At 35.9% G+C, this 20,276-nt stretch carries 22 protein-coding genes and 1 tRNA gene; 15 read left to right on the forward strand and 8 right to left on the reverse strand.

What is annotated here, in order from left to right; translation table 11 throughout:
* Positions 1-54 precede the first annotated feature (54 nt).
* From SIB75_RS07770 to clpB, 9 genes are all read left to right on the forward strand, one after another.
* Positions 55-588 (forward strand): Ycf51 family protein, encoded by a 534-nt coding sequence (locus tag SIB75_RS07770; RefSeq protein WP_413682713.1) that lies wholly within the window; start codon positions 55-57, stop codon positions 586-588.
* Positions 581-979, forward strand: coding sequence for a DUF4332 domain-containing protein (locus SIB75_RS07775; protein ID WP_413682714.1), 399 nt, complete (start codon positions 581-583; stop codon positions 977-979). The genes SIB75_RS07770 and SIB75_RS07775 overlap by 8 nt, the downstream gene beginning before the upstream one ends.
* 66 nt (positions 980-1,045) lie before the next feature.
* Positions 1,046-1,315, forward strand: coding sequence for a hypothetical protein (locus SIB75_RS07780; protein ID WP_413682715.1), 270 nt, complete (start codon positions 1,046-1,048; stop codon positions 1,313-1,315).
* Between the two features lie 7 nt (positions 1,316-1,322).
* Entirely contained in the window at positions 1,323-2,900 is a 1,578-nt protein-coding gene (locus SIB75_RS07785; protein ID WP_413682716.1) for a CocE/NonD family hydrolase, read from the forward strand.
* Positions 2,901-2,956: 56 nt separating this feature from the next.
* Entirely contained in the window at positions 2,957-5,224 is a 2,268-nt protein-coding gene (gene glgB, locus SIB75_RS07790; protein WP_413682717.1) for a 1,4-alpha-glucan branching protein GlgB, read from the forward strand.
* A 161-nt stretch (positions 5,225-5,385) separates the two neighbouring features.
* Entirely contained in the window at positions 5,386-6,444 is a 1,059-nt protein-coding gene (hemE, locus tag SIB75_RS07795; RefSeq protein ID WP_413682718.1) for a uroporphyrinogen decarboxylase, read from the forward strand.
* Positions 6,441-7,427 carry an NAD-dependent epimerase/dehydratase family protein gene (locus tag SIB75_RS07800; RefSeq protein WP_413682719.1) on the forward strand — a complete coding sequence of 329 codons (987 nt, stop codon included), beginning with the start codon at positions 6,441-6,443 and terminating at the stop codon, positions 7,425-7,427. The genes hemE and SIB75_RS07800 overlap by 4 nt, the downstream gene beginning before the upstream one ends.
* 54 nt (positions 7,428-7,481) lie before the next feature.
* Positions 7,482-7,832 (forward strand): plastocyanin, encoded by a 351-nt coding sequence (gene petE / locus SIB75_RS07805; protein ID WP_413390093.1) that lies wholly within the window; start codon positions 7,482-7,484, stop codon positions 7,830-7,832.
* A 386-nt stretch (positions 7,833-8,218) separates the two neighbouring features.
* On the forward strand, positions 8,219-10,810 hold the full coding sequence (clpB, locus tag SIB75_RS07810) for an ATP-dependent chaperone ClpB (protein ID WP_413682720.1): 2,592 nt from the start codon (positions 8,219-8,221) through the stop codon (positions 10,808-10,810).
* A 51-nt stretch (positions 10,811-10,861) separates the two neighbouring features.
* Here the strand turns inward: clpB and SIB75_RS07815 are convergent, their stop codons facing one another.
* Complete coding sequence (locus tag SIB75_RS07815; RefSeq protein ID WP_413682722.1) at positions 10,862-11,332, reverse strand: 6-carboxytetrahydropterin synthase; 471 nt, start codon at positions 11,330-11,332, stop codon at positions 10,862-10,864.
* Between the two features lie 77 nt (positions 11,333-11,409).
* Here SIB75_RS07815 and hisIE point away from each other — a divergent pair, with 77 nt between their 5' ends.
* The 5 genes from hisIE (at position 11,410) to SIB75_RS07840 (ending at position 14,495) form a co-directional block, all read left to right on the forward strand.
* Positions 11,410-12,051: a bifunctional phosphoribosyl-AMP cyclohydrolase/phosphoribosyl-ATP diphosphatase HisIE gene (hisIE, locus tag SIB75_RS07820; RefSeq protein ID WP_413682723.1), complete on the forward strand. Its 642-nt coding sequence runs from the start codon at positions 11,410-11,412 to the stop codon at positions 12,049-12,051.
* A 459-nt stretch (positions 12,052-12,510) separates the two neighbouring features.
* On the forward strand, positions 12,511-13,434 hold the full coding sequence (locus SIB75_RS07825; RefSeq protein ID WP_413682724.1) for a sigma-70 family RNA polymerase sigma factor: 924 nt from the start codon (positions 12,511-12,513) through the stop codon (positions 13,432-13,434).
* Positions 13,435-13,436: 2 nt separating this feature from the next.
* Complete coding sequence (locus tag SIB75_RS07830; RefSeq protein ID WP_413682725.1) at positions 13,437-13,802, forward strand: YkvA family protein; 366 nt, start codon at positions 13,437-13,439, stop codon at positions 13,800-13,802.
* On the forward strand, positions 13,799-14,131 hold the full coding sequence (locus tag SIB75_RS07835) for a hypothetical protein (protein WP_413682726.1): 333 nt from the start codon (positions 13,799-13,801) through the stop codon (positions 14,129-14,131). Before SIB75_RS07830 ends, SIB75_RS07835 begins: the two co-directional genes overlap by 4 nt.
* A 76-nt stretch (positions 14,132-14,207) precedes the next feature.
* Entirely contained in the window at positions 14,208-14,495 is a 288-nt protein-coding gene (locus SIB75_RS07840; protein WP_413682727.1) for a c-type cytochrome, read from the forward strand.
* On the opposite strand, the gene SIB75_RS07845 is transcribed toward SIB75_RS07840, so the two are convergent.
* The 6 genes from SIB75_RS07845 to pyrC all read right to left on the reverse strand — a co-directional run bounded on the left by SIB75_RS07845 (position 14,471) and on the right by pyrC (position 17,616).
* Positions 14,471-14,740, reverse strand: coding sequence for a YciI family protein (locus SIB75_RS07845; protein WP_413682728.1), 270 nt, complete (start codon positions 14,738-14,740; stop codon positions 14,471-14,473). The two genes, SIB75_RS07840 and SIB75_RS07845, sit on opposite strands and share 25 nt — an antisense overlap.
* A gap of 92 nt (positions 14,741-14,832) precedes the next feature.
* Positions 14,833-15,633 (reverse strand): tryptophan synthase subunit alpha, encoded by an 801-nt coding sequence (trpA, locus tag SIB75_RS07850; RefSeq protein ID WP_413682729.1) that lies wholly within the window; start codon positions 15,631-15,633, stop codon positions 14,833-14,835.
* Between the two features lie 83 nt (positions 15,634-15,716).
* Positions 15,717-16,049 (reverse strand): DUF3007 family protein, encoded by a 333-nt coding sequence (locus SIB75_RS07855; RefSeq protein ID WP_413682730.1) that lies wholly within the window; start codon positions 16,047-16,049, stop codon positions 15,717-15,719.
* Between the two features lie 3 nt (positions 16,050-16,052).
* Positions 16,053-16,325 (reverse strand): NAD(P)H-quinone oxidoreductase subunit L, encoded by a 273-nt coding sequence (locus SIB75_RS07860; protein ID WP_413682731.1) that lies wholly within the window; start codon positions 16,323-16,325, stop codon positions 16,053-16,055.
* Positions 16,325-16,411: transfer RNA gene (locus SIB75_RS07865), tRNA-Leu, on the reverse strand. Before SIB75_RS07865 ends, SIB75_RS07860 begins: the two co-directional genes overlap by 1 nt.
* A 125-nt stretch (positions 16,412-16,536) precedes the next feature.
* Positions 16,537-17,616, reverse strand: a complete 1,080-nt coding sequence (pyrC, locus tag SIB75_RS07870) for a dihydroorotase (RefSeq protein ID WP_413682732.1) — start codon at positions 17,614-17,616, stop codon at positions 16,537-16,539.
* A 148-nt stretch (positions 17,617-17,764) separates the two neighbouring features.
* Here pyrC and SIB75_RS07875 point away from each other — a divergent pair, with 148 nt between their 5' ends.
* A complete protein-coding gene (locus SIB75_RS07875) occupies positions 17,765-18,859 on the forward strand; it encodes a calcium/sodium antiporter (protein ID WP_413682733.1) in 1,095 nt (364 codons plus the stop codon).
* A 14-nt stretch (positions 18,860-18,873) separates the two neighbouring features.
* On the opposite strand, the gene gorA is transcribed toward SIB75_RS07875, so the two are convergent.
* A complete protein-coding gene (gene gorA, locus SIB75_RS07880) occupies positions 18,874-20,235 on the reverse strand; it encodes a glutathione-disulfide reductase (RefSeq protein WP_413682734.1) in 1,362 nt (453 codons plus the stop codon).
* Between the last annotated feature and the right edge of the window lie 41 nt (positions 20,236-20,276).

Here is a 20,276-nt window from a genome sequence, read left to right on the forward strand (position 1 = left end):
TTGGGGAGCTAACAAACTATAAAGAATCAATTCAGGAGAAACCAGCCTATGTCTATGATTGAAGTTATCCAAGATGTAACAAAATGGCTAGCCTGGGGAGGTTCAGGACTTGGCATCTTGACTGTTTTGGCTTATTTATTTAACTGGGGTATTAAATTCCGGCTGACTGGAACAACAATTTTCACACTTTTATTATCTGCTAGTTGCTGGGCCTTCGAGCAAAGTTATACGCCTCCTTTTAATGTAGAAGGTTACAAATATGCTCCTATTGTTTATGATAATGGCTTTGATTTAGTTGTTGCTCAAGCCTCAAACGATTTTCCTAAAGAAGCTATCAAGCCAACATTGCTACAAATTGCAGGCAATTTAAAAGGGGGAGGAAGAAATGGTGCTCAGGTTAAGGTCAGACTAAGAAAGATAGAATCGGCTGGAGATGGAATAAGTAAACCAATTATTCTTGGTGAAATAATAAATGATTTAAAAGAATCAAAGATTATAGAATTACCTGATAGAAATTATTCTCCAAGTGAAGATTTATCGAACGAGGCTGATTTTAAAGAAAACACCTCAATAGATCCATATGAATAAAAAGTTATTATTAAAAAATCTTCCTAAAAGCTTTTATCAAGAGGAAAAAATACTCTTATCAAATAATATAAAGACCTGGAATTCTTTATTATCTATTAGTGATGAAGAAATTAATAATCTAATCTATGGAAGTCTGGGTAGTATTCGCAATCTAAAAAGACTTAAATGCATAGCCTATTTTATATGTACTTTAGATATTGAACTTAACGAAGCAGCCTTGCTAATGCACTCAGGATTGATTTCTAACAAGGCACTTTCTCGACTTACTCCTCAAGAGCTAGTTCAAAAGAGTGGTCGTTTTGAAAGAAATTTAAGAACAGGACGAATTCCATTAATAGATCTAAGCAAAGCTAACTTTTTAATAGAAAAAGCTAAAAAAGCAATTATTTAATTTACCCAAGAAGAATTAGGTAATAGAATAAAAATAATCAAAAAGAAACTAGCTAAACTTGAGCAAATGAATAGTTTACTAATCACCCTAATATTTACATCATTTGCCATTAATCAAGGTGCAATGGCTCAATCAAGACTTCTTGATGGTGTAAAAAGAAATCCTGATGAAGCAAAATCCATTTGTAAAAGATTTAGGAACCTAAATAAAGAAAACATTTCGGCTAGTTCACCAAAATCTATTCAAAAAATCTCAGTTCAAAAGAATATAAGCGAAGTTGATGCTGAGATACTTTCGATGTATGTAAGAGGTCTTTATTGCCCTGAAACTTTTTAAGCCACAAATGACTTCAATAAAGTACAGGGACGAAGACTTAAAACTTAGAGACGGAACATTACTCAAATCTCGAATCTGGTTACCACAAGGGGAGGGACCATGGCCTGCATTACTTATGCGTCAGCCATATGGAAGAGAAATTGCTTCTACAGTTACATATGCTCATCCCTCTTGGTGGGCTAGCAATGGCTATCTAGTTGTAATACAAGATGTAAGAGGTCAAGGCGGATCTGAAGGTCAATTTAAAGGATTTAGTCAAGAAACCTCAGACACAAGTCAAACTCATGTTTGGGTTCGATCCTTGCCTGAATGCAATGGTCTTCTGGGTACATATGGGTTTTCATATCAAGGATTAACACAGCTCATTGCAGAGGAAGGCACTTATCCACCTGATTGCATTATCCCTGCAATGACAGGGCTTTCAGAAAATGAACATTGGAGTTGTGAAGGAGGAGCCTTTTGGTGGCACTTGGGAATTGGATGGGGTTTGCAATTAGCAGCCCAAAAGGCACAAAGAGAAAAGAATTGGGAAGCTTGGCACGAAATTCGTGAAAATCTTGAATCAAAAAAATATTTATTTAATGGTCATGGATTACTGAAAAAGAATGATCCAGAAGGGATGGCCTATAAATGGCTAAATCTTTCTTCTAGCAAAAATCCTCAATGGAAAACTTATGAGCCATTAAATAGCTGGTTAAAAAAACCTTTGCTTCTAATTGGGGGGTGGTGGGATCCCCATTTAAGAGGGATTTTAGATATTTTTGAAAAATCAACAAAGGCAGGAGGTAATCCTAAATTAATCATTGGTCCTGCCACTCATCTTCAATGGTGGGAGGGTGCACAACGCACTCAGTTAAATTTTTTTGATTCTCATTTAAAAGAAAAAAATAAAGAAATTCCTTTCCCTCAAATCAATCTCTGGAATCTTACAAGAAATAGTTGGGAGCTTTCGGATCAAAATAAAACTCCTACATGGAATCTCTGTAGCGAAGGTTTAGCCTCGATAAGTCATTCTGAAGGTGGCTTAGCCACTCATTCTGTTTCAAAAGTAGATTGCGAGGTGAATTTGGTTCATGACCCATGGAGGCCTGTACCCGCTATCGGAGGGCATCTAAGTGATACGCCTGGAGAAGCGAACAGATTCAATATCGATACTCGCTCTGATGTTGCAGTATTTACAACACCTCCAATGTCAAAAGATTTGAGGATAGAGGGTATTCCAACTCTCTACTTAGAAACAAAATGTGACAGGGAAAGCTTTGATATGTTCGTTGCGTTATCAATAATTCCAAGTGAAATCAAAAATACTGCTACTCAACTTTCGACTGGGGTCCTCAGAATTAGCAATTTTGATAAAGATATAAAAACCTGTAGAGAAATAAGACTACAACCAATATTAGCCACATTTAAAGAAGGAGATCGTTTAAGGATTTCAATCTCGGGATCTGGATGGCCAGCAATTGGAGTAAATCCAGGACAGTGTCAATATTTGTGCGCTGGACCAAGCCCTCACTGCTTAGTGACTACAATTTCGCTCTTACTTTCGAATTCAAAACTTAAATTTGAATCACTTATTTCCTCTTAGGGGTTCAATATTTACTGACAGAGGATTAAGCTAACTAGCTATTTCAGCCATAAGTCATGCCCGTCTCTATTCTTCTAGATTATTTGAAAGATGACGGTCAAAGACTTTCTGAATGCAGACATGAAAGTCCTTTTTCTATCCTTGGTCCTCAACCGTTTAAAGACAAATGGGTAATACGAATATGGATGCCAGAGGCAACTACGGTTGAACTCATAACAAAAGAGACAAGGCTTCAGCTGCAAAATCCCAACCATGAATGGATTTTTGAAGGAGTTGTAGAAAAAAATCCTGGCACTGATTATCAAATAAAAGTAAACAGAGGAGGAATTGAACATATTCAACATGATCCCTGGAGCTTCCGAAAAGAGTGGATGGGTGAAGTTGATAGACATCTTTTCGCAGAGGGAAACCACCATCACATTTGGCGAAAGATGGGGGCCCACCTGACTGAAATAGATAAAAAAGAAGGAGTTATGTTTTGCTTGTGGGCCCCTCATGCAAAAAGTGTCTCCGTTATTGGTGATCTGAATTCATGGGATGGCAGACATCACCCTATGCAAAAACGTTTAGGAGGGATATGGGAATTATTCATACCAGGTCTAGGGGATGGTGATTTATATAAATATGAAATTAGAACTGAAAAAGGACATTGCTACGAGAAAGCCGATCCTTATGGTTTTCAACATGAAGTAAGACCTGCAAAAAGCTCAGTAATATCAAAGATCGATTCGTTTCAATGGAATGATCAATTTTGGATATCCAAGCGTGACAATAGAGATCCTCTTGAGCAACCGATATCCGTTTATGAGATGCATTTAGGCAGCTGGATGCACGCTTCCTCAGATGATCCATTTATCAACTCAGACGGGGAACATAGGGCTCCCGTCCCAGCAGCAGATATGAAGCCTGGCTCAAGATTGCTTACATACAAAGAATTGGCAAATAAAGTAATTCCCTATGTCAAAGAAAGAGGCTTCACTCATATTGAGCTTATGCCAATTTCAGAGCACCCTTTTGATGGCTCATGGGGATATCAAGTTACTGGTTGGTATGCACCTACTAGTAGATATGGCTCACCAGATGAGTTTCGTGCCTTCGTTGATTCATGCCATAAAGAGGGCATAGGTATTATTCTCGATTGGGTCCCAGGTCACTTCCCTAAAGATCAGCATGGTCTTGCTTATTTTGACGGTAGTCATCTATACGAGCATTCAGATCCCAGAATTGGAGAACACAAAGAATGGGGAACATTAATTTTCAATTACAGTCGGAATGAAGTTCGTAATTTTCTAGTTGCAAATCTAATTTTCTGGTTTGATCAGTTTCATATCGATGGAATACGTGTTGATGCAGTCGCATCAATGCTTTATAAAGACTATCTTCGTCCAGAAGGTGAATGGATACCTAACGAAGATGGGGGGAATGAAAATTTCGAAGCAGTTAGATTTCTACAACAGGCTAATCATGTTCTTTTTCAACATTTTCCTGGTGCACTTTCAATTGCCGAAGAATCAACCACATGGACTGGCGTAACCAAGCCAACTGATATGGATGGACTTGGTTTCAACCTCAAGTGGAACATGGGTTGGATGCACGATATGCTCGATTATTTTGAAATTGACCCATGGTTTAGGCAATTCAATCAAAACAATATTACTTTTTCCATTTGTTATAACTTTACTGAAAACTTTATGCTTGCTTTAAGCCACGATGAAGTTGTTCACGGGAAAAGTCATCTCCTACATAAAATGCCAGGTGACGACTGGCAAAAGTATGCTAATACACGTGCCTTACTTGCATATATGTGGACACATCCAGGTAAAAAAACAATATTTATGGGAATGGAATTTGGACAACGCCAAGAATGGAATGTTTGGGATGATTTGCAATGGGATCTTCTAAATCATGAACCACATAAAGGAATACAAAAATTAGTAGATGATTTGAATACTTTATACAAAAAAGAACCTGCTTTATGGAGAAATGATTTTGATGAATACGGATTCCAGTGGATTGATTGCGATGACAATAAAAATTCAGTAATTAGTTTTATGAGAAGAGAAAAGACCGATGGTGAATGGTTAGTAATAGTGGCAAACTTCACCCCTCAAAACCACTCTAATTACAGAATTGGTGTACCTGTTAATGGATTTTATGAAGAAATTTTCAATACAGATGCGAGTCAATATGGAGGCTCAAATTTAGGGAATATGGGAGGAAAATCAACAGACTTATACAATATCCATGGCTATGAAAATTCTATAGATCTTTGCCTCCCGCCTCTTAGCGTTCTAGTTCTAAAGCATAAATCTAACGAGAATTAACCCTCCGCGAATAGAAATGTTTCAACCTTGCCTGATAACCTAATTTCAACTGTCGTCTGGATGTAAAAATTCAAAAGGCATGACGAACTTTTGCAGAGAACGTATTTCATGATTTTCAAGTTACTGCTTCCTGTAAGTTTTTCGCTTAAAAGGACAAAATAATGAACGAAACTACTCCTCTACTCCTTCGTGCAGCTCGCGGAGAAAGTGTTGAAAGGCCACCGGTTTGGATGATGCGCCAAGCGGGGAGATACATGAAGGTATATCGCGATCTACGTGATAACCATCCAAGTTTCAGAGAAAGATCCGAAAACCCCGATCTTTCTTATGAAATTTCAATGCAACCTTTTAAGGCTTTTCAACCTGATGGAGTAATACTTTTTTCAGATATCTTGACTCCTCTTCCTGGAATGGGAATTAACTTTGACATAGTTGAAAGCAAAGGGCCTTTAATAAATGACCCAATAAGAAACCTCAAACAAGTAAAAAACCTTAAGCCCCTTCAACCAGAAGAAAGCATGTCTTTTGTCGGTGAAGTTTTAGGAAGGTTAAGAGAAAGCGTTGGAAACAATGCTGCAGTTCTAGGTTTTGTTGGTGCTCCCTGGACTCTTGCTGCCTATGTTGTAGAAGGGAAAAGCAGCAAAAATTATGCAGTTATAAAGGCGATGGCATTCCAAGAGCCAGAACTACTGCATCAACTTTTAAATCATTTTGCAGAATCAATTGCTAACTATTTGTCTTACCAAATCCAATCCGGAGCCCAAGTAGTCCAAATGTTTGATTCATGGGCAGGACAATTAAGTCCACAGGATTATGATGAGTTTGCAGCACCTTATCAACAAAAAGTAGTCAATTTAGTAAAAGAAAAGCATCCAGACACACCTATGATTTTATACATCTCAGGCAGTGCAGGAGTTCTTGAAAGGATGGGACAGACTGGAGTAGATATAGTATCTTTAGATTGGACTGTCGACATGGCAGAGGGACTAGCAAGACTGCCTCAAGAAGTGGGAGTCCAAGGGAATGTTGATCCGGGACTTTTGTTTGGTACTCCTGATGCGATCAGATCAAGAATTGTTGATGTAGTCAAGAAAGCGAAGGGTAGAAAACATATTCTTAATCTTGGTCATGGAATACTTCCTGGGACACCAGAAGAAAATGCAAGAGTATTTTTCGAGGCTGGTAAAAATGTCAATGAACTTATAAAAGTTTCATCTTGAAAAACGAAATAATTCTGATCACAGGAGCAAGTGGATGCGTGGGGCAATACATAGCAAATTGGCTAATAAAAAACTCAAATTCAGAATTATTTTTATGGGTTAGAGATCCAAAAAAAATAACTTCAATAAATTTAGAAAATCCAAGGATTAAGGTTTTAGTTGGAGATTTGCGACAATCAAATAAGTTCAAAAAAGAAATTTCAGAAGTCAACAGAGTTATTCATACAGCAACTGCTTGGGGTGATCCCAAAAGAGCGAAAGAAGTAAATATTGATGCAGTAAAGAATTTGCTCAATCTACTTAATCCTTCCAATATCAAACAAATCATTTATTTCTCAACTGCAAGTGTACTTGATAAAAATTTAAATTTGCTACCAGAAGCCTTTACTCATGGAACAGAGTACATACAAACGAAAGCACAATGCCTAAAAGAGCTTGAAACTCACCAACTATCAAGAAAAATCATAGCTGTATTCCCAACACTAGTATTCGGCGGGCGTATAGACGGTAAAAGTAATTTTCCAACAAGTTATCTTACACAAGGCCTTAAAGATGCATTTAAATGGATCTGGCTAGCTAGATGGATAAAAGTAGTTTCAAGGTTTCATTTTATTCACGCAGCAGATATTGCTTTCATTTGCGGGCATCTAGTTACTTCTAATTTCGAACCTGAGCAATCCATTCCAAAAAGCAAAATAAAAAAATTCGTTCTAGGGCAACCCTACATAAGCATTGATGTTGCAATTCAGACGCTTTTAGGATGGAAAGGAATGAGAAAAGTCCCTCAAATCCCTCTTTGGATTTGGCTTGTTGAGCTTTTAACTATTTTACTGCCAATTCAAATCACAAATTGGGATAGGTTTAGCCTGAGACAAAAACACTTTATTCATGAGCCCGTAACATCTCCAGAAAGCTTTGGAGGTATAAGCTATGCCAAAACACTAGGTCAAGTTTTACATAATTCTGGTTTAACTAAACACTAAAATGTCAAACAGAAGCTAAAGTAGTAAAATTAAAAAAAAAGAAGAATTAATTTCATGATTCGTTCTATTTCAACAGCTTTATTTGCTTTCTTTACATTCCTAGTAATTGGTGTATCCAATGTAAACGCTTCAACTGTTGAAGTTAAGCTAGGAACCGATGCAGGAATGCTTGCTTTTGAGCCAAGCACTTTAAACATAAGTGCTGGTGACACTGTTAAGTTTGTGAACAACAAACTAGCTCCTCACAATGCCGTTTTTGACGGAAACGATGATCTAAGTCATCCAGATCTAGCTTTTGCTCCAGGAGAGTCTTGGGAGAGAACTTTTAGTACCGCTGGAACATACGACTTCTACTGTGAGCCTCACAGAGGTGCTGGAATGGTTGGTAAAATCGTAGTAAATTAAATCCATAAAAGAATTTGTTAAAGATGGGGGAGACCCCGTCTTTTTTTTGATAAAAAATATATCTAGAAGCTTAGATAAAATCATCAAAGATAATATTTTTATAAAAAGATAAGTGTTTGCAAAGTAAAAATTTAAGGGATTTAATTTTAATTTCTAAAAAGTATTTATACTCCACACATGAAAAATTTAAATTATCTTAAACTACTAATAAGTATGAATCATAGTTTACAGAAAGTAAACTCAAGGAATAAAAAATCAAATTAATTGTTCTTAAGGTCCCAAGAGTTAACCAAACCTATATTTCAATACGTAAGAAAAGGTCGGTTTTCATATATTTATAGAATCATAGGATTTGCATAAAATAAATTAGGTAATTAATTTTAAGGATGAAGATAAATCCTGATGATTTCACTGAAGCTGCTTGGCAGGGGATCATAAATGCAAAAGATTTAGCCTTAACTCAAAATCATCAAAATTTAGAAACAGAACATCTTCTTTATTCTCTTCTAAATAAAAATGAAATCGCAATAAAAGTAATAGAGAGATCTGGCGGTTCAATAAAAAGCCTAATCATAGAAGTAGATAAATTTATAAAAAATCAACCAAAAATGCAAAAGACACAAGAATCAATATTCTTTGGTAAAAATATATCATTGTCAATTTCAAGAGCAAAAAATATTAAACACTCTTTCAAAGATGATTTTATTTCAAGTGAACATTTAGTGATTTCCCTATTTGATGACGAGAGAGTTTGTAATAGGTTATTAGTACAAAATCAAATTAAAAAAAATAGTCTCTTTAAGGCTATACAAGATATTAGAGGTGACAGAAAAGTGACCCAAAAAAATGCTGAAAATAGCTACGAAGCTCTTCAAAAGTATGGCATGGACCTTACTTCTGCTGCTCGAGATGGAAAATTAGATCCTGTAATTGGAAGAGATGAGGAAATTCGTAGAACCATTCAAATACTTAGCCGTAGGACTAAAAACAACCCGGTATTAATTGGTGAAGCTGGCGTGGGTAAAACAGCAATTATTGAAGGTTTAGCACAAAGAATTATCAACGGAGATGTTCCTACAGCACTTGAGGACCGTCAACTGATTTCCTTAGACATGGGAGCACTTATAGCAGGTGCAAAATTCCGTGGTGAGTTCGAAGAGAGACTTAAGTCAGTTCTTAAAAATGTCACAGATTCAGAAGGGAAAATAATTTTGTTCATCGATGAAATACATACTGTCGTCGGCGCAGGTGCGAGTGGTGGCGCAATGGACGCTAGTAATCTCCTAAAACCAATGCTTGCTAGAGGTGAATTGAGATGTATTGGAGCAACAACCATAAATGAGCATAGAGAAAATTTTGAGAAAGACCCTGCGCTGGAAAGAAGATTTCAGCAAATACTTGTAAAACAACCCTCAGTCCAAGATACGATTTCGATCTTACGTGGATTAAAAGAAAGATATGAAGTTCATCATGGTGTTCGTATCTCTGATAACGCACTAATAGCTGCGGCGATATTGAGTGATAGATATATACCCGAGAGGTTTTTGCCTGATAAAGCTATTGATCTAATAGACGAATCAGCCTCACGTTTAAAGATGGAAATAACATCAAAACCAGAAGAAATTGATGAGATTGATAGAAAAATCATCCAACTTGAAATGGAGAAATTATCTCTTGAAGGTGAGTCAGATACTTCAAGTCAAGAGAGGCTCGAATTAATTACTACAGAACTAGCCTTGTCAAAAAAGCATCAAATTGAAGTAAACAAAAAATGGAAAGAAGAAAAAGAATCAATCGAGGAAATTTCAACACTTAAAGAAGAAATTGAGAAAGTACAACTAGAGATAGAAAAAGCAAAAAGGAATTATGACCTCAACAGGGCTGCTGAACTTGAATACGGCACACTTGTAAATTATCAACAAAATTTAAAATCTAAAGAACTTAATTTGAAAAATTCCTCTCAAAATGCCGAGAAATCACTTTTGAGAGAAGAGGTGATAGCCGATGATGTAGCTGAAATAATTGCTAAGTGGACATCTATCCCAGTTAAAAGACTTGCTCAAACTGAAATTGAGAAATTACTCAATCTAGAGACTGAGCTACATAAAAAAGTTATTGGTCAAAATAAAGCCGTTCAATCAATATCTTCTGCGATACAGAGGTCTAGGACAGGACTTAGTGATCCAAGCAGACCAATCGCAAGTTTTTTATTTTTAGGACCGACAGGCGTGGGGAAAACAGAGTTATCTAAGGCTTTGGCTTCTCAACTTTTTGACAGTGAAAATGCCCTGATAAGAATAGATATGTCTGAATATATGGAAAAGCACTCTATAAGTCGCTTAATTGGCGCTCCTCCTGGTTACGTTGGTTATGAAGCAGGTGGACAATTAACAGAAGCAATCAGACGAAAACCTTATTGCGTTTTGCTTTTCGATGAAATTGAAAAAGCACATAAAGATGTTTTCAATGTATTACTACAGATACTTGACGAAGGACGAGTAACTGATGGGCAGGGAAGAACAACAAACTTCAAAAATACTATTATTATTCTCACCAGTAATTTAGGAAGCGAATTAATCACTGATAAGGACATAACGAATAGTCTGTCTACAAATATAGATGAACTTATCAATCAAGAGCTAAAATCAAATTTCAGGCCTGAGTTCCTAAACAGACTTGATGAAATAATTAATTTCGAACCACTTAAAAAAGAAACTCTACTCAAAGTAGTTGACTTACAATTAAATCGTTTAAGAGAAAGATTGGAAGCAAAAGGAATGGAGCTTGAGATCAATAATGATGTTCTATCTTTAATTACTGAAATTGGATATAATCCGAGCTATGGCGCTAGACCTTTAAAGAGAGTCATTCAAAAAGAATTAGAGAGTGAAATAGCAAAATATATTCTTAAAGGCAAATATAAAGAAGGAAGCACTATAAAAATAGAAAAGAAAGAATCAAAATTAATTTTCACCTAGAGATATAAAAACTGAGGAAGCTAATTGCATATCAACTAAAAGTTTAGAACATCAATATTTAAACCACTCAGGGAAGGAGGTATAACTAGCAGAATTAATCTCATTTTCATGCGCTATTGCTTTCCAACAACAAGATCTACCGTTCTCTCTTGAAAATAATAAATCATTAGCCCATCCCCAAACCAATTCAGCAGTTGATTCCATTCCAACATTATTCATGACTCTAAGATCTAGTACTTCTTCAGAGTGAAGTTTTTTCCATGTTTCAAGAAGAGGATCATCAAAATTCACAAGAAATGTATGATCAAAATGTTCTCTTAACTTCTCTTCCAAAGTTCTCAGACTTGAAAAATCTACAACGAAGCCATTTTCATCAAGTGTATTTGAAGCAAAACAAAAGGTAAAGCTTCGACTGTATCCATGAACATAACGACAGTGACCTTTATGTTTCCATTGACGGTGAGAGCATGGATAGTCTTTAAAATGCTTTGAGCAATTAAAAGGAATATCTTTAATCGTCATAAAAAGATGAATAAAAAACCAATAGAGTATTAAATTTAAACAATTAGAGTTGTAAAGCCTAATTGGCTTAATTAAAAATGCTTTTTATAGATAATCTACATTTTGATCAAAATGGCTTAATCCCAGCCATAGCTCAAGATTGGGTCGATGGCTCAATTTTAATGATGGCATGGATGAACAAGGAATCCATTACGAAAACATTAGAATCTGGTGAAGTTCACTATTGGAGTCGTTCAAGGAGAGAACTTTGGCACAAAGGAAAGACGAGCGGTCATTTTCAAAAATTGAAAGGAATTAGGACTGATTGCGATTCAGATACAATACTTTTATCTATTGAACAAATTGGTTCAATAGCATGCCATACAGGAAAAAGAAGTTGTTTTTTTAAAAATTTAGAAACAAATGAAGACGTTCTTTACCCTCCATCTGATGCTTGTAGTGAATTATTCAATGTCATAGAGAGTCGCAAAAATAGTCCTGAGGAAGGAAGCTATACAAATAGTCTTCTGAAGGAAGGCGATAATAAAATCCTAAAAAAGATAGGAGAAGAAACAGCCGAATTTATTATGGCTTGTAAAGATAAAAATCCAACTTCAGTTGCCAATGAGGCTGCAGATCTAATTTTCCATATTCAAGTTTCTTTAGCCAATCAAAATGTTTCATGGGAAGATGTTCTAAAAGTTTTAGTTAAAAGAAGAGGCGCTCCAAGAAGAAATTAGTAGCAAAAAACAAACTCTTATATTAATTATTTACTTCTAAATAAGTTTCTTTGGTAAAAAACTAAGGATTAAATTCATTAAAAAGTCTTGAAAGTGAAAAAAACAAATCAACCGATTTTCTTAAATCTTTGGTAATTTGTCGTTTCTCTAAAATTATGGATAGCACTTGAAAATAATTATTCGAGACTCAAAAATCTTTAAAGAGTTTTATAAATCAAAAAACCACTTTAAAAAGTCATTAATATCAAAGGGTTTTGAGATGTTTTAATTGAAAAAAATTTATTTAGACGCATTTTAAAATAGCCAAGTAAAAAATACACAAAACTTCTTCTCGCTTAATTAAGCTAGTGAAGGCCATAAGAATAGATAAAAGATAAATAATAAATTCCGAACACTTTATTACGCCTATTGAAAGTAAACAATTTCTCTCTAGGTTATTAATATAAGGAGGAATAAATCGTGAGTTCATTAAGCGACTTTCTTGGAGAAATAGGAAGACACGAATTGCTCACACCAGAGCAAGAACTCACAATGGGTAGAGAAGTTCAAGCAATGGTTGCACTTAATGAACGCTGCCAACAAGCTGGTGGAAATGGACCAAAGTGCGAATATTCAAGCGCAGAGAAAAAAGCACTTAAAGCAGGGGAAAGGGCCAAGAATCAAATGATCACTGCAAACTTGAGGCTTGTTGTAAATCTAGCCAAGCGCTATCAAGGTAAAGGTCTGGACCTTTTAGATTTAATTCAAGAAGGCACATTAGGGTTAACAAGAGCTGTTGAGAAATACGATCCCAAAAGAGGTCATCGATTTTCAACTTACGCTTACTGGTGGATTAGACAAGGGTTAAATAGAGCGCTATCAACGCAAAGTAGAACAATAAGAATCCCTGTAAACATAAATGAAAAGCTAACAAAACTTCGTGCTGCTAAGTCACGACTAATGCAAGAACTTGGGGTTCATCCCTCAACCAACCAAATAGCAATACAAATGAATATTCCTTTAGAGGAAGTAGAAGAATTACTTGCATGTGAGTTGAGAAGTATCACAGTTAGTTTGCAAGGGGCAGTCAAATCAAAAGCAGATCCATCTGAGCTTGTCGATATTCTTCCAAGTGAGGAAGTGGCTCCTATGGAACTAGCTGAATTAGCAGAAAGAAGTGCGTCAGCTTGGTCGTTATTGGATAAGTCAAATCTCACACCTAAGGAGAGAACGATACTAAGTCTTCGATTTGGCCTCGATGGATCTAACGAATGGAGAACGCTTGCTGAGGTAGCGAGACAGATGAATTGCAGCAGAGAATATTGCAGACAAGTAGTTCAACGCGCATTAAGAAAATTAAGAAAGACAGGCATTCAAACTGGTCTTTTAGAGACAAGGATTTAATTGTGGTTAGTTCAAGGAACTCAAATAAAGAAGTCTTTGAAGCAGAGGTACTTGAAAGTTCTGTTATCGACGAAGGAGTACTTAAAAAGATCTTATTAAGAGCAGGCAGAGTAATTGCAAAACCTGCTTTAGAAGGATATGAACTCATCATAGATAATTCAACTCCTCCCCAAGTGAGGGTATCCATCATAGGAGCACTTACTTATTTAATTGTTCCTGTTGATTTAATTCCCGATTTTATTCCTGTCTCAGGTTTTAGCGATGATCTAGTAGCTCTTACAGCTATAATTAGTCTTTGGCAACATCATATTACTCCAGAAATAAAATTCAGAGCACAATCTAAGCTGAATAAATGGTTTCCTCTATGAGCAAACAGCACTGGGCAAAAGATATAGAAGAAGATCTCGTACTTCTTATCAAAGATTGGTTGAGACAAACAGGAAGAACACAATCAGAACTTTGTCAGAGTCTTAATCTCCCTTCATCGAGAATGCCAACTTTAATTGATTCATTAAAAAAAGATTTTAGCTCTGGAGGAATTCCAAAAGTTGCAAATCGACTTTGTGAAGTTGAAGAGTTATGGAAAAACGAAGAAGGAGGAAAAATAAAGAAGAGCCTTGAATTAAATTCTTCTGGACAACTTGATCTTCTTGACGAAATTTGTGAGGACCTTTCAAAAATTAATTTCAATAACTAAAATTCACAAGCTTATAAAAAGGAAATTAAGAGTTTTTTTTCTAATCAGTTTATGCTGCACATTTTTTTATTTAAGTTTGCCAAAAGATCTAAATGCTCTTGAGGTAAATTCAGGGGGGAATCTTTTCAAGCACAACTGTGCTGGATGTCACATGAATGGCGGGAACATAATTAGAAGATCAAAAAATCTAAAGATTTCATCATTAAAGCGCAATGGAATTGACAACCCAGAAGCAATAGCGAAGATCACAAGACAAGGGATAGGAATAATGAGTGGTTATGAAGATGAATTAGGAGAAAATGGCGATCAAATTGTAGCTAATTGGGTATGGGAACAAGCTCAAAAAGCTTGGGTCCAGGAGTGAATTTCGAATTCAGTCCATATTCCCTTTCTCCAGTAAACGTCCTCTTTGATAAGACTTCTTATATGCTCAATGTCCTCAGATTTAAATATCCCAAAAACATATCTATTACATTTTGTCGGTCCTAATGTTATTAATATACCTTTTTCCTTAAGTAATGAGAGTCTATTAAGATGCTCTTCCCTAAAAGGTGTTCTCTTTATTAGAGCATCTTCACAGTATGAGCCCCAAAGGACAAATTGATCCATAATTTTCAAGTTAAATAAAGATACTTTTTCTCAAGATAAAACATAGAAAAGAATTCAATATTCAGCTTGATCTGTTGCTATTTATAAAAATATTAGTTAGTTGCTGCTCTAAGTTCTTTACAAAAAGAACCAGCTTCTTCAACTTTCATTCCTATAGAGGCATTAGCAATTCTTTTAACTAAAGCACTACCAACAATTGCACCATCAGCTCCCCATTCCCTAACTTGTTGAATATGTTTTACTTCCGAGATTCCAAAGCCAACAGCAATCGGACTAGATGAAGAGTACTTTAGTTGCTTGACAAGAGTACCAACATTTTCTTCTAGTGAAGACCTTTCTCCTGTGACTCCAGTAACACTAACTAGATAAGTAAATCCATTAGAAGTCTCTGCAATTTTTTTCATACGATCCTTGGGTGTAGTTGGAGCAACTAATAGAACCAAATCAATTTCATTAGATTCAGCTATCTCAGAAAGTTTCTCTGCTTCCTCTAAAGGAAGGTCTGGGACGACAAGCCCTGAGACACCTACTCCCGAAGCTTGTAAGCAAAATTCTTCCAGCCCTTTATTAATAAGTGGATTGGAGTAAGTAAATAAAATTATTGGTATTGTCAATTGATCTCTCAATTCAGACAACATTTTAAAAACCCTGTCAGGAGAAGTTCCCGCAGAGAGAGCTCGAGAAGCTGCTAATTGAATAATAGGTCCATCTGCTAAAGGATCACTGTATGGAATGCCTAGCTCAATCATGTCAGCGCCATTTGCTTGAAGTTCTAACAAAATCTTTGCTGTGGTTTCCAAATCAGGGTCACCAGCCATAAGGAAAGGCATTAATGCAATTCTTTTCTCCTTTTTTATTTTGGAAAAAGACCTACTAATATTTGTACTTTTCAATGTTCTAAGCCTTGGGTATCTATCTTTTTTATCATTTTTGTATCCCTAAGAGTAAAAAATTATTGAGATTTAGTAATTAAAACTTAAGTTTGTTCAATACTTTCTTCCTCAACTGTTTTTAGTAATTCAATTTTTTCTTCTTCTGTCATGGCCTCAAACTTTTCTCTAATTTTTTCATCAGTCAATTTTTCATAAGCCTCTCTGTATCTTTTACGTTGCTCCATAAAAGTCATATTTCCAGAAAAGACCCTGAATAGGTAAGAAGCGGTCCATGCAAAAATAATTAAAATTAATATTGACTGTGCTGCAATACCAGCTGATATTGATTCAAATCCAAGTAAATGAAAGACTTCATATCCCAAGCCGCCTAAAACAAAAACAAGCAAACCTATTTGAAAAACCTGTGCTCTTGTCAAGATTCAAGACTCCTCTTTCCCATTCATTCTTAAATTAAGAAACGGTGCAAACAAAACCATTCCAGGAAAGAAAAGAAACACAAGTCCATATATAAAAAGGCGTTCTAACTTTCCCATAACATTCCAACGATTATTCATCCAATAAAAAAGAAATAAAGGAACTACGAATAAATACGCCCCTCCCAATACCGCATAAGCAGATAATGTAATTATCGGACTAACAGCACCCATTAAGCCTAAAGGTACTAAACACACAATCGAGATAGAAAAGATCATGGGAGTGGGGGGACTTGAACCCCCACGGCCAAAAAGCGGCCAACAGATTTTAAGTCTGGTGCGTCTACCAATTCCGCCACACTCCCCAGTGATAGCAAGGGTTGTTACAATGCTAGAGTTTCAACTCTAAGCCATTCACATATTAGCGTAAACGTATGTGCTTAAATCAGTACTCTTAAGAATATCTAGAGTTAAATAATCATTAGAGGAATCACTCACCCATCTCACTAAAGTCCCTTACTGCCCAGCCTAGAGTTTCTCCTGCATGAAATGGTTTTACAAAATCATTGGGATCACCATCTAGTCCAACGTCAATCATTTGAGGTACGGAAATATTTTTTTTTACTAATGTTATTCTCTCTGTGTTTAAAGGTAATCCATAAAAAGCTGCTCCATTGATACTTGAAAAAGCTTCAAACCTATCTAGAGCATTTTCTTCTTCGAAAACTTTTAAATAGCTTTCCAAAGCAAAAGGGGCATTAAAGATTCCCGCACATCCACATGAGCTTTCCTTAAAGCTACGGGTATGAGGTGCTGAATCAGTTCCAAGGAAAAAGCAAGGTTTACCGCTGGTAGCAGCTTGTCTTAGAGCAATACGATGAATTTCACGTTTAGCTGTGGGTAAGCAATAAAAATCACTCCTTAACCCACCATTGAACATTGCGTTTCGATTGATATGTAGATGATGAGGTGTAATTGTAGCGGCTATATCAAACTCACTGTTTTCTATAAAGTCAATTGCATCAATGGTCGTGATGTGTTCTAAAACCACTTTAAGTGATGAAAATCTTCGTAATAATGGTTCAAGGTGTCGCTCAATAAAGACAGCTTCTCTATCAAATACATCAACATTGAAATCGGTCACTTCTCCATGAATCAATAATGGCATACCAATTCTTTCCATCGTCTCAAATAAATTGTCGACTTTACTTATATCTGTAACCCCATACGAGGAATTAGTTGTCACATTAGCTGGATAGAGCTTTGCTCCATGAAAGACACCTTCTCTAAAGCCTATCTCTAAGACCTCCGCAGGCATATCATCTGTAAGATACGCTGTCATTAATGGGGTAAAAGAAACACCCTCAGGGATAGACTGGATAATTCTTTTTTTATACTCTTGTGCTTGGCTTATAGTAGTTATTGGCGGATCAAGATTAGGCATGATGATTGCACGACAAAACACATCTGCTGTATGACTTAAAACACCTTTAAGAATCTTTCCATCTCTCAAATGCAGATGCCAATCATCCGGCTTTAATAATAAGATTTTATCAACAGAAGTAATCACAGGATTAAAGCTTTTTCAATGTATATCTTATGCAACCTTGATCTATAAGTCTTCAAGTATCAATAAAGAGCTAAAATATTACGATAATACCAAATGAAAATAATATAAATTAATTCACTAATTTAGTTTCTCCATAAATTACTCAATTATGCCATCAATATTATTGTCATTTTCAGAGCTTATTACTGGGATACTTTTACTTTTTGGCGGTGGAGAGTTCTTTATTCAGGGATCTGTCGCTTTAGCCTTAATCCTTGGGATCCCTCAACTAGTTATTGGTTTAACAATAGTATCCCTCGGGACAAGTGCACCTGAACTATTTGTGAGTGTTAACTCCTCCCTCTCTGGATCAGATAGTCTGGCTTTGAGCAACATTATTGGCAGCAATATTTTCAATGTGATGGTAGTTCTCGGAGGCAGTGCACTTTTACGACCTTTAAGAGTTGAAAGTCGTCTTGTAAGGAGAGACATTCCTCTTCTTTTAGCAGTCTCAACTGCCGTTTGGGGGATGGCAGCTTCAGAGCTGATAACTTGGCAATTTGGAGTAGCTTTGATAGTTGCGCTGATAATAAATACCACTTGGGAAATTCGCACAGCGAGAGAGGAGCCTCAAAAAACCCAAGAAGCAGAGCCAGAAATCAATACAGAAAAAGACTCAACAAGTTTATTAAATGCAGGCGTGAAATTATTAGGTGGTATTTTCTTGCTAACTCTTGGATCACGGCTATTAATAGAAGGCGCATCTACAATTGCAGGATTATTAGGTGTAAGCGAAGCCATAATTGGGTTAACGATAGTTTCGCTGGGCACCTCTTTACCTGAGTTGATTACGTCATTAGTGGCCGCTATTCGTGGTCAAACTGATCTAGCAATAGGCAACGTAATTGGAAGTTGTTTGTTAAATCAATTACTAGTTTTAAGTAGCTGTTCTGTATTATCTGGAGGTAGTGGTTTGGTGGTTGAGAATATACTTATAACTAAGGATATTCCTATCATGGTAATTACTACATTTGCGTGCATGCCAATTTTTTGGACAAAAGGAATAATAAGTAGAGGAGAAGGTGGTGTTTTATTAGGATTATATATGCTTTACATTGCAGACAAAATAATACCTCTAACTCTACCAACTTTACATTCAGCATTCAAAGAATTAGTTTTTATAGCCATATCATTATCAATAATAATAATTATATATAAAACAATTGCTTACTGGTTAAGGCTAAGAAAAAGTTCTAATAACTGATCTCTTTACAAACATCATCTCATTGTCACAAACTCCTCAGCTATTGTGGGGTGGAGTGCCATTGTATTATCAAAATCAGATTTTTTAGCTCCTAGCATTAGTGAGATTGATGCCATCTGAATAATCTCAGATGCATTGTCACCAATCATGTGACATCCCAAAACTTTATTATTATTTTTATCAACTATAAGCTTTAAAATACATTTAGGACCAGTCTTTGGCAATGATTTAGACAAGGGCCTAAATATTGATCTATATACTTCAATTTTATCTTTTCCTAACGACTGGATAGCCTTGTCTTCAGTTATGCCTACTGAAGCTATTTCAGGCTGACTAAATACAGCATAAGGAACAAAATCATAGTTAACCTTTTGAGCTGATTTTCTATAACTTCTATCAGCAAACTTTCTACCCTCATCAATTGCGACAGGTGTCAAGTTGATCCTGTCAGTTACATCTCCAATAGCAAAGATATTAGAAATATTTGTTTTACTTTCACTATCAACTTTAATTTTATTTTCAAGAGTTTCTATACCCGCTTGTTCTAACTTCAACCCCTCTAAGAATGGCTTTCTACCAGTAGCGAAAAGCAATCCATTCGAGTCAAACTCTTTCCCTGTATTTGTTTTTATAATTAAAGATCCAGGAGTTCCTTTTATTGATGAAACATTCTCACCAAATCTTAGATCAATTCCTTTACTTATCATTGCCTCGGTTAATGCTGAAGAAAGTTCAAAGTCAAACCCTCTTAAAATCCGATCACCTCGAACTAATTGATTAACCTCAACACCTAAACCATGCAATATGCATGCAAATTCGCAAGCAATATAGCCTGCACCAACAATTGCAATTTTTTTCGGAAAGCTTTTAAGAAGAAACATATCATCACTTGTCCAACCTAAAGAGGCACCCTCGATATTTGGTCTTTGAGGTTTACCTCCTACTGCAATCAAAATTCTTTCTCCATCAAGTTCATTTAAAGTCTCTCCATTTATTCGATTTCTAATTGCGATACAATTTGAATTTTTAAACTCACCCCAACCTTTAAAAAGCTCAACATTAGCCTTACTTAGAAAATTCTCGTGTAATTCATTCAGCCTTTGCACTTCCTTGCGAACATTAGCTAATAAAGTCTCTGATTTAATCTTTAAATTATCAAAATCAAAACCATAAGATGGTGCAGACACAAAACTCTCTAAGAGAGAAGAGCCACAAACTAATAATTTTTTAGGAACACAACCTCTTATTACACACGTCCCTCCGACAAGATCGCCCTCTACAATCGCTACAGATGCTCCATAACTGGCTGCTTTCTTTGCAGCAGCTAATCCACCGGATCCTGCACCAATGACAATTAAATCAAAAGACCTTTTCAATTTTGCAACCTAGTATTATTTCTCTATTCTCGTTGAAATAA

Origin of the sequence: Prochlorococcus sp. MIT 1011 (genome assembly GCF_047305235.1) — a bacterium.
Taxonomy (GTDB): Bacteria; Cyanobacteriota; Cyanobacteriia; order PCC-6307; family Cyanobiaceae; genus Prochlorococcus_B.